Below are 10873 nucleotides of genomic sequence, written 5' to 3' on the forward strand. Positions count from 1 at the left end.
TTTTTTGCTTCTTCTAATTCTTTTTCATCAGTTGAATTTAATGAATATCCTAATTTCTTAAGTGCCATTCCTATAGCATCTCTTTGTGAATCTAATATAAAAATTTGCTTTTTATATTTTTCATTCCACATTATATCCCAGCTATCCACTGGATCATCTACTAAATCTTTATTATATATAATACCTACTGTTCCATTCATATATGGTACTGTATAATCATTATTTGGATCATAAGGTTTCCCCATATCACTTTCATTCATTTCTTTTAAATTAGGGATTTTATCCTTATCTATTTTTTGAAGTAATCCTTCTTGTATCATTCTATCAGCCATATAATCAGCAACTAAAACTGCATCCCAATTGGTTTTTCCTGATGATACATCTATGTACATTGTTTCCATTTCATCAAAGGTTTTATAGTTAACTTTAACATTATACTTTTCTTCAAATTCTTTTATAATACCATCAGCTATATTTTCACCATAGTTTAAAACATTTATAGTTTTTTTATCACTTTTTTGACATCCTGCAAAAAGTCCAAAAGCTAATATTAAACTACAAACTAAAGCAGAAATTTTAATAGATTTTTTCATTTATTGTCTTCCTTTCATCTGTAATATTTACTTAGCAATAATTATAAAGTGTATTAGATTTATTGCAAGTATAATTTTATATTAAAATGTAAATTTATGCAAAAGTATTATCTATTTAAAGTAGCTAATACTAAAAATATATTAGACTTTTATAAGATTTATTATACTATCTTTAAATTATCTAATAACCTTAATATTATATGTATAATTTTTCAATATTAACCTTTAATTTATTCAATAATCTTTAATATTTTTATTGAATTAAGAACATATGTTCTGTATAATAATTATAATAAGTTCTTTAAGTAGGTGTTTTTATGAATGTAAAAGAAAAACTAAATATCCTTTCATCAGCAGCTAAATATGATGTTTCCTGCTCTTCCTCAGGCTCTAATAGAAAAAATACTAATAGTGGCTTAGGAAATGCAGCTAATAGTGGCATATGTCATAGCTTTACTGCAGATGGACGTTGTATATCTCTTTTAAAGATATTGCTTACTAACTACTGCATTTATAATTGTAAATATTGTATTAATGCTTCTACAAAGGATGTACCTAGAGCTGCTTTTACTCCTGAAGAAGTTGTAGATTTAACTATTAATTTTTATAAGAGAAATTATATTGAAGGTCTTTTTTTAAGCTCTGCAATTTTTAAAAGTCCTAATTATACAATGGAGCTTTTACTTTCTGTAGTTAAAAAACTTCGTGTAGATGAAAAATTTAATGGCTACATCCATTTAAAGGCTATACCTGGTGCAGATGAAACTTTAATAAAAGAAGCTGGAAAGTATGTAGATAGAATGAGTGTAAATATAGAACTTCCTTCTTCTTCAAGTCTAAAGCTCCTTGCTCCTCAAAAAACTAAGGAAAATATACTGGCACCTATGGGTATAATTAAAAATTCTATAATTGAAAATAAAGATTTAAAAAGAAATATACGCTCTACTCCATTATTTGTTCCTGGTGGTCAAAGTACTCAACTTATTGTAGGTGCTACTCCTGAAAGTGATTATAAAATATTACATTTATCAGAAAACCTCTATAAGAAATTTGATTTAAAAAGAGTATATTATTCTGCCTATGTTCCTGTTGTAAAAAATGAAAAGGCATTACCAGATATAATACACCCACCATTAGTTAGAGAACATAGACTTTACCAAGCTGACTGGCTACTTAGATTCTATGGCTTTAAAGCTGAAGAATTATTAAAGGATGAAAATGAAAACTTTGATTTAAATTTTGATCCTAAGACATCTTGGGCATTAAATAATATTGATAATTTCCCAATGGAAATAAATAAGGTATCCTACGATGAACTACTAAGAATTCCAGGGATAGGAGTGCGTTCGGCTAAGAAAATCATTATTGCTAGAAAAGTACACTCTCTTTCCTTTGAGGATTTAAAGAAGATTGGTGTAGTACTAAAAAGAGCCAAGTACTTTATCACTTGCAGAGGTAAGTATTATGGAAATGTATCCTTTAATGATGAAAATATAAGAACTAGACTTCTTTATATGGATAAGCCAAAAATAGATGCTGAAAATTCAGAGCAAATATCTTTCTTTGATAATATCTATACTAAATCTAAAAGCAATATATTTCTTCCTGAAAGTAATCAAATTGTTTTACCTAAGGATAAACACACTTCTATAACTGGTGAAATATAAGGTGGTGAAGAAATGTTAAAGTTAGTGTATGAAGATTCCTTCGAAGGCTTTTTAACTGCAATTTATTATGCTTTTTATTCAAAGGATGAGATAACTTCAATAGATACAGATTCTTATGATGATATAGATATGTTAACTACTGTTAAATATTTAGAAACTGATTTAGAAAAATATCAAAAGGTCAAAACTGCTATTGTCACTAAAATCGATCCATTAGCATTAAGTAAAATATATTCTCTTTACTTATCAAATAATAAAGATAAAGGAATTTTATGCTACAAATATTTAAAAACTGCTTTTAAAATTGGAAGCGATATTCATAAACACTTATACTTAGATATAGTTCGTGAAATAGATTTAATAGAAAGAAGGGTTTCCCTTGAAGCTCATAGATTTACTGGCTTTGTTAGGTTCTCTTTAATCAATGATAAATTTCTGTATTCACCTATAGAACCAGATAATAATATACTAGAACTTATATCTCCTCATTTTCAAAGAAGATTTTCTAATGAATATTGGATTATTCATGATATTAAAAGAAATATAGCTTCAGTTTATAACAGAGTTTCCTGGGAAATAACAGAAATGAATGAGGATATTTATAGCTCCTTAAAGAACTATTCTGATGAATTTGAAGACCTTTGGAAAAATTACTTTGTATCTACTACAATTAAAGAAAGAACTAATGCAAGACTTCAAAAACAATTCATGCCTAAAAGATACTGGAAAAATCTTACGGAGATAGAGAATAAGTAAGAAACAAGAGAAGTGAATAAGTAAGAAGTAAAAATGAAGAGATAAGAGATACTGGGGTTTTGCTTTGCAAAACTTATATTAAAAAGAAAGAGTTATAATTAAGAAAACGTAAATTTTTGTGTATTTTACTTTTCGGACTTATTGTTGAATAATAAATAATTAATCATAAAATTAGTTATTATTAATGTCCACTTTTATTAACAATTTTCAAACCATACTTCTACTCTGTTCTCTTAACCACTCACTCTTCACTCTTCACTCTTCACTCTTCACTTTCCTCTATTATCTATTCACTATTAACTAAAGGGTAGCAATTGCTTCTATTTCTACCACGCAATCCTTTGGTAATCTAGCAACCTCTACGCAGCTTCTTGCTGGTGGGTTTTCTGTAAAATATTGTCCATAAACTTCATTCATTTCAGCAAAATCATTCATATCTTTTATAAATACTACTACTTTTACTACCTTTTCTAAGCTACTACCAGCTGCTTCTAAAACTGCTTTAACGTTTTCTAATGATTGTTTTGTAGCTGCTTTAATTTCAGTAACAACCTCTCCTGTAGCTGGATTAACTGGAATTTGTCCTGATGTAAATACCATATCACCTATCTTAATTCCTTGAGAATAAGGTCCAATTGCTGACGGAGCATTACTTGTTGAAATAATTTCTTTTTGCATAATAATGCACTTCCTTTCTATACCATATAATTTAAAATACAATATTTTCCTCTATTCCACTATACATTCTTTTATATAAAACTGCAATATGAAAAAATTTGCATATTTTCCTTATAATCATTTATTATTATTATAACAAGTGATAAAATAATATCAAAACCATGAGGGAGGTTTTATATATGAAAAATGATGTTAATATTGATTGGAGTAACCTTGGTTTTAATTACATTAAAACTGATTATAGATATATATCAGTTTGGAAAAATGGGAAATGGGATGAAGGTAAACTTACTGAAGACAATATGTTAAGAATAAGTGAAGCGTCTACTGCTTTACATTATGGTCAACAATGCTTTGAGGGGCTAAAAGCTTATAGACGAAAAGATGGTAAAATTCAATTATTTAGAGTTGATAGAAATGCTAATAGAATGAATGAAAGCACAAGAAAACTTCTTATGCCTGAAATTCCAGTTGAAAAATTTATAGATGCTTGTAAACAAGTTGTAAAAGCTAATGAACATTTTGTTCCACCTTATGGCTCTGGAGCAACACTTTATTTAAGACCTTTTATGATAGGAGTTGGAGATAATATTGGTGTTAAACCTGCACCTGAATATATATTTTCTGTATTTGCAGTTCCTGTTGGGCCTTACTTCAAAGAAGGCTTAACACCATGTAACTTTATGATTGCTGATTATGATAGAGCTGCCCCATATGGAACAGGTGGTCAAAAGGTTGGTGGTAACTATGCTGCTTCTCTACATCCACATTTAATAGCTGCTGAAAGAGGTTTTGCAGATTGTATATATCTTGATCCAGCAACTCATACTAAAATCGAAGAAGTTGGTGCTGCTAATTTCTTTGGTATAACTAAAAACAATGAATTTATCACCCCAAAATCACCTTCTATTTTACCTAGCATAACTAAATATTCTCTAATGGATATAGCTAGAGATTATTTAAATATGCCTGTTTATGAAAGAGATGTTTATGTAGATAATTTAGATGAATTTAAAGAAGCTGGTGCTTGTGGTACAGCTGCTGTTATAACTCCAATTGGAGGAATAGAATATAAGGACAAATTACATGTTTTCCATAGTGAAAAAGAAGTAGGTCCAGTTATAAAAGAACTTTATAGAATTCTTTGTGGAATCCAACTTGGGGATATTGAAGCTCCAGAAGGATGGATTTTTGAAGTATAAATAAAAGGAGTTGTCTTACGACAACTCCTTTTAAAATGTAGAATTATTGAAGTAATTTGTTCCAAATTACCATTTTTCGAAACTCCTAAAGGAGTTTCTTCTTTAATTCTTCATTCTTCATTTTTAATTCTTAATTTCTTCTCCTGCTGTAATGAAGTAATATGGTAATGCTAAGAATAATACTCCACCAATAAAGTTACCAATTGAAACTAATATTACGTTATAAGCATATCCCCCTAAAGTTATTGTAGAAGGATCTATTAGATGACCCATAGCTAAAAAGCTCATATTTGCTACACTATGTTCAAATCCTGCTGTTATAAAAGTAAATAAACACCAGAATATCATTATTATCTTAGCTGTTTCTTCTTTTAATTTATAGCACATCCAAACTGCTAAACAAACTAATATGTTACAAAGTATTCCTTTTATTATTAATTGCTCTGCTGGAGTATTTATTTTAGCTAATGCATTGCTAACAATAAATTCTCCTATGTAATCACTTTTTCCACCTACTAAACCTGCGCTAATGAATAATCCTGCTCCAACTATTCCTCCAAGGATATTACCAATCCAACTTGCAAACCAAATTTTCATTGCATCTATCCAAGTTACTGTCTTCTCTAAAGCACCCATAGTCATAATCATAGCATTACTAGTAAATAAATCTCCTCCTGCCATTAGAACTAAACTAAGTGCAACTCCAAAGGATACTCCCATAAGGATTTTATATGTATTCACATCATTATGATGCATTATTCCACCAATAGTATAAATAAGCATTATACCTAAGCTTACAAATAAACTTCCAAGCATTGCACTTATAATATACTTGGCTTTACTTCTTTTTAATAAATTGCTTTTAACCTCAGCTGAATGGGCTAAACTACTAATTTCTTTACTATACATAATACACCCCACTATCTCATCCATATATTATTTTAATATGAATTTATTTTTTGCCTAAAACATTTTACAATGAAAAATAAGTTTTTGCAATTAAAAATTCATTTTACCTAATATTACTATTTATTAAATTTAAATAAAACTCTTTTATAATAGAATACTCTAGTAATGATTTCTTTACTTCATTTACCTTTATATTATTTTCTATAAATAAGCTTTGCCATGAATTACTTTCTCCAAAAATATCTCTAACTATATGATTTCCTGGAAGCATAAGTATTGGGACTATTGAAACTTCTTCTATATCATTATATAAAAGTTCCTTTAGTATATTATCCTTTTTATTTTCACCTTCTAAAGTCCCTAAGAAAACTTTTTTAAATCCTTTTTCTATAAAGGTATCCTTTAAATAATTATAGCTTTCTACATCTATAGTTCTTGATCCATGGCCTACTAAAACTAAGTTTTTATCCTTATCTAATTCTTTTTCCATAGCATCAACTATTAAGTTACAGCCCTTTATAAGTTCTTCTTTATTATTACCCATAATAACCTTTCCCAAGGTTAGTTTTGAAAATGAGTAATTATATTCTTTTATAGTTTTTAATATAGATAGGTATTCACTACCTTCAATAATATGAAGAGGTTGTATATATACTTCCCTATATCCATCATTACTTAAATTAAATAGTGCCTCTTCTAATCTAGGCACTATCTTCCCATGTTTATTAAATAATATATTAGATATACTACTTGAAGTAAAGGCTTTACAGACTTTATATCTTTCATTGAAATATCCTCTTATTTCATTTTCAAAATCCTCTATTACCTTTAATCCCGCTAAATTAGAGGTTCCAAAAGAAACTATTATAATTGCTTTTGACATAAAATCATCACCTTATATATTAAAACTTTTAAAAGCTTCTAGGAATTTATTTATATGCTCTTCTGTGTGAGCAACGCTTAAAAATAATGCTTCGTATTGAGATGGTGGTATATTAATTCCATTTTCAATCATATGATTAAAATATTTTTTAAATATTCCTTCATCACAGGTTTTAACATCATCATAACTCTTTACTTTTTCTAAATCTGTAAAGAAAATAGTAAGCATTCCACCTTCTCTATTTATAGTTAGTGGTATTTTCTTCTCCTTTGATATTTCTCTTAATCCATCTTCTAATAGCTGTCCTAGATAATTTATCTTTTCATAATACTCTTCTTTATTAGACTTTATTTTCTTTAAAGTTGCTAGTCCAGCAGCCATAACTATTGGATTACCTGACATAGTTCCAGCTTGATAAACTTCTCCTAAAGGAGCTAAAGATTCAACTATTTCCTTTTTCCCACCATAAGCACCACAAGGAAGTCCTCCTCCAATTATCTTAGCATAGGTAACTAAATCTGGCTTAACATTAAATAACTTCTGTGCCCCTTCAAAGGAAACTCTAAATCCACTCATTACTTCATCAAAAATTAATAAAGCTCCATACTTATCACAAAGTTCTCTTAAAAGCTTCATAAAATCTTCTTCTGCTTTAATTACTCCCATATTCCCTGCAACTGGCTCTATAATAACTCCTGCTATATCATCTCCGTATTTATCAAATAAAGCCTTTATACTTTCTTTGTCATTATAAACTGCAATTAAAGTGTTTTTTATACTATCCTCTGGTACTCCTAAAGAGCCTGGTATTCCATTTGTTAATACTCCTGAACCTGCTTCTACTAAGAATCCATCAAAATGTCCATGATAGCATCCAGCAAACTTAATTATTTTATTCCTTTTAGTATAGCCTCTAGCAAGCTTTATAGCACTCATTGTGGCTTCTGTACCTGAATTAACCATTCTTACCATTTCAATATTCTCTATGTTCTTACATAAGAATTTCGCCATAGTAAGTTCTAGTTCCGTAGGTGCACCAAAGGCTATGGCTGATTCAGAAGTGTTTTTTATAGCTTTTATAACATCATTATCAGAATGGCCAAGTATCATAGGACCCCAAGCCAATACAAAATCAATGTATTCCTTACCTTCTTCATCTATTATTACTGCACCCTTACCACTTTTTATAATTGGTGGTGTTATTCCAATATTTTTATAAGATCTAACTGGTGAATTAACTCCACCAGGCATATATTTTTTAGATTCATGGAATATTACTTCATTTCTCATATTAATTCTCCTTTAGCCATCTTACTGCATCTAATGCAAAATATGTAATTATAATATCCGCTCCTGCTCTTTTCATAGAAAGTAACATTTCTAAGGCCACTGATTTTTCATTTATAAGCCCTGCTTCTGCTGCTGATTTAACCATAGCAAATTCACCACTAACATTATAGGCACAAATAGGTACATTTACTTTTTCTTTTGCCCTTCTTATAATGTCTAAATAAGACATTGCTGGCTTAACCATAATTATATCTGCACCTTCTTTAATATCCCATTCTATTTCCTTTATAGCTTCTTCTGAATTAGCCGGATCCATTTGATAGGTTTTTCTATCTCCAAATTGAGGTGCTGAATGAGCTGCTTCTCTAAAAGGTCCATAAAAGGCTGAAGAATATTTAGCTGCATAACTCATAATTGCAACATTTTCGTAATTATTTTCATCTAATACTTCTCTTATATATCCAATTCTTCCGTCCATCATATCAGAAGGGGCTACCATATTAGCACCAGCCTTTGCGTAAGATAAGGCTATCTTTCCTAATACTTCTAGAGTTTTATCATTATCAACTTCATTGCCCTTTAATATTCCACAATGTCCATGGCTAGTATATTGACACATACAAACATCAGCAATTATATATAAATCTTTAGATATTTCTCTTACTTTTCTTATTGCTTGTTGAACAATTCCATTATCATTATAGCTTTCTGTTCCACAATCATCCTTGTGATTTGGTATTCCAAATAGAATTATTCCTTTTATATTGCTTTCTTCCACTTCCTTAATTACTTCTGGAAGTCTATCAATAGACCAATGGTAATTTCCCTTCATAGATGATATCTCTTCTTTTTTATTATCACCTTCAACAACAAAAATAGGAAAAATTAAATCATTTGAACTTAATGTATTTTCTCTTATTAAATCTCTAATTGCATTTGTTGCTCTTAATCTTCTTCCCCTATTAATCATTTTATTCACCTTTGCTTTCTTTTTTTGCTTTATATATTTCTACTATTTCTTCTAAGAATCCATCTTCAGAATGTTTTCTACAGGTATATCCATTAAGTCCATTTTCTTTTAATGCCTTAAAAGTTTGTGGTCCTATAGCTATATTATATTTTTCTTTAAGTTTATGAAGTCCAAATAAGTTAATCATATTATTTACTGTACTTGGGCTAGTATATAAAATAAAATCAACCTCTTCAAAGGCTTTCTCATTTTTTACAATGCCGCAAACTGTGTTATATGTATGAATTCTATCAACGGTTAACCCTAATTTTTCAATTTCATCTTTTAAATAGCTTCTGCTTTCTGAAGAACATGGTAGTAAAACTTTTTCGCCCTTTATTAAATGTGGTTTTAACTCCTTAAATAATCCTTCTCCAACAAACTCTCTTCCCATGATAAAGGCTTGAATTCCTCTTTCATTAAGAGCTTTCTTCGTAGCTTTTCCAACTACAGAAAACTTTCCTTTTATTTCTCTTATATCTATTTTATTTTCTATTATATAATCAAAGAATATATTTACTCCATTAACAGAAGTTAATATAATATGATCATAACTAGAAAGCTTATTTTTTACTTCATTTAAATTTTCCTTAGTTGGCTCTATTTTTATTGAATTAATTTCTGTAACCTCTGCTCCTAATTCTCTTAACTTTCTTTTTAAATTAGATGCTTGCTCTCTAGACCTCGTTACACAAACATTTAAACCAAATAAAGGCTTTTTCTCATACCAATTAAGTTTATCATTTAAGCTAATTACTTCACCAACAGCTATTATACATGGGGATTTCAATTTAGCTTCTTTAACTTTTTCTTCAATATCTATTAATGTTCCTACTACCTTCTTTTGCTTTGAAGAAGTTCCTCTCATTACTACAGCTACATTGGTATTTTTATCTTTACCATTATTTATTAAGTTCTTTATTATTTCATTAAGGTTACTAAGCCCCATCATAAAAACTAAGGTGCCCTTCTCCTTTGCAACTGCTTCCCAATTAATATTTTGTACTCCTGCAGTCATTCCTGTAATTATATGAAAGCTTTGTGACATTCCTCTTTGAGTAATTGGAATACCTGCATAATTTAATACAGCTATAGGAGATGTTACACCTGGAATAACTTCAAAATCTATATTTTCATCTATTAAAGCTAATACTTCCTCTCCACCTCTTCCAAAAACATAAGGATCTCCACCTTTTATTCTTCCAACTATATGACCTTTTTTAGCTAATTCAATTAAAGATTCATTAATTTCCTCTTGAGTTTTATAATGAGCTCCAGGTTCTTTTCCACAATAATATATTTCACAATTGTCATTTAAGTAATTTAATATATTATTTGAAACTAATCTATCGTATAAAACTGCTGTACATTTATTTAAAGCTTCTACTGCTTTTAAAGTTAATAACTCTTCATCCCCTGGCCCTGTACCAATAATATAAACCTTACTCATTTTGTTATCCTTTCATTATTTCCTTTGCTAACTTATATCCAGCTTCAATGTGATTTTCTTTATGTCCTAATATATCCTTCTTTATTATTTTTCCTCCACCTATATCAAAGGTACCTATCATATATAAATCATTATCTTTAATTTCAGAATAAACACCTATTACACTATGACAACCGCCATTTAATTCCTTCATAAAGCTTCTTTCAGCTTCAACAGCTATTCTTACTTCTTTATTATCTAATTTTTTTAAATATGAATTATATTCTCCACCTATTAAAGTTTCTACCCCTAAAGCTCCTTGGCCAATAGCAGGTAAAAATATTTTAGGGTCAAAATAATCTGTAATATATCTTTCCATGTTTAATCTTTTTAAGCCCGCTGCTGCTAAAATAATTCCATCCATATTTTCATTTTCCATCTTTTGAAGTCTAGTTTG

At 29.1% G+C, this 10873-nt stretch carries 10 protein-coding genes and 1 pseudogene; 3 read left to right on the forward strand and 8 right to left on the reverse strand.

Features of this window, described 5'->3' with window-relative positions; all coding sequences use genetic code 11:
* Window positions 1–593, reverse strand: a 593-nt coding sequence (locus HUJ77_RS08175) for a spermidine/putrescine ABC transporter substrate-binding protein (RefSeq protein WP_291708091.1), incomplete at its 3' end; no start/stop codon positions are given.
* A gap of 317 nt (window positions 594–910) precedes the next feature.
* On the opposite strand from HUJ77_RS08175, the gene HUJ77_RS08180 reads away from it, so the two are divergent.
* Together HUJ77_RS08180 and HUJ77_RS08185 are read left to right on the forward strand one after the other, a co-directional pair.
* A complete protein-coding gene (locus HUJ77_RS08180; protein ID WP_291708092.1) occupies window positions 911–2260 on the forward strand; it encodes a putative DNA modification/repair radical SAM protein in 1350 nt (449 codons plus the stop codon).
* 12 nt (window positions 2261–2272) lie between these two features.
* Entirely contained in the window at window positions 2273–3016 is a 744-nt protein-coding gene (locus tag HUJ77_RS08185) for a TIGR03915 family putative DNA repair protein (protein WP_291708093.1), read from the forward strand.
* 300 nt (window positions 3017–3316) lie between these two features.
* Here the strand turns inward: HUJ77_RS08185 and HUJ77_RS08190 are convergent, their stop codons facing one another.
* Window positions 3317–3694: a RidA family protein gene (locus HUJ77_RS08190; protein WP_291708094.1), complete on the reverse strand. Its 378-nt coding sequence runs from the start codon at window positions 3692–3694 to the stop codon at window positions 3317–3319.
* A 179-nt stretch (window positions 3695–3873) separates the two neighbouring features.
* Here HUJ77_RS08190 and HUJ77_RS08195 point away from each other — a divergent pair, with 179 nt between their 5' ends.
* Complete coding sequence (locus tag HUJ77_RS08195; protein ID WP_291708095.1) at window positions 3874–4896, forward strand: branched-chain amino acid aminotransferase; 1023 nt, start codon at window positions 3874–3876, stop codon at window positions 4894–4896.
* A 123-nt stretch (window positions 4897–5019) separates the two neighbouring features.
* On the opposite strand, the gene HUJ77_RS08200 is transcribed toward HUJ77_RS08195, so the two are convergent.
* The 6 genes and pseudogenes from HUJ77_RS08200 to HUJ77_RS08225 form a co-directional block, all read right to left on the reverse strand.
* Entirely contained in the window at window positions 5020–5805 is a 786-nt protein-coding gene (locus tag HUJ77_RS08200; protein ID WP_291708096.1) for a formate/nitrite transporter family protein, read from the reverse strand.
* Between the two features lie 103 nt (window positions 5806–5908).
* On the reverse strand, window positions 5909–6688 hold the full coding sequence (locus HUJ77_RS08205; protein ID WP_291708097.1) for a sirohydrochlorin cobaltochelatase: 780 nt from the start codon (window positions 6686–6688) through the stop codon (window positions 5909–5911).
* 12 nt (window positions 6689–6700) lie between these two features.
* A complete protein-coding gene (gene hemL, locus HUJ77_RS08210; RefSeq protein WP_291708098.1) occupies window positions 6701–7978 on the reverse strand; it encodes a glutamate-1-semialdehyde 2,1-aminomutase in 1278 nt (425 codons plus the stop codon).
* Between the two features lies 1 nt (window position 7979).
* Window positions 7980–8948: a porphobilinogen synthase gene (hemB, locus tag HUJ77_RS08215; protein ID WP_291708099.1), complete on the reverse strand. Its 969-nt coding sequence runs from the start codon at window positions 8946–8948 to the stop codon at window positions 7980–7982.
* Window position 8949: 1 nt separating this feature from the next.
* Window positions 8950–10437 carry a uroporphyrinogen-III C-methyltransferase gene (gene cobA / locus HUJ77_RS08220; RefSeq protein WP_291708100.1) on the reverse strand — a complete coding sequence of 496 codons (1488 nt, stop codon included), beginning with the start codon at window positions 10435–10437 and terminating at the stop codon, window positions 8950–8952.
* Between the two features lie 4 nt (window positions 10438–10441).
* Window positions 10442–10873 (reverse strand): annotated as a pseudogene (locus HUJ77_RS08225) (hydroxymethylbilane synthase); the annotation flags it as partial.

The organism is Clostridium sp., assembly GCF_021443865.1.
In the GTDB taxonomy this organism is placed as follows: Bacteria; Bacillota; Clostridia; order Clostridiales; family Clostridiaceae; genus Clostridium.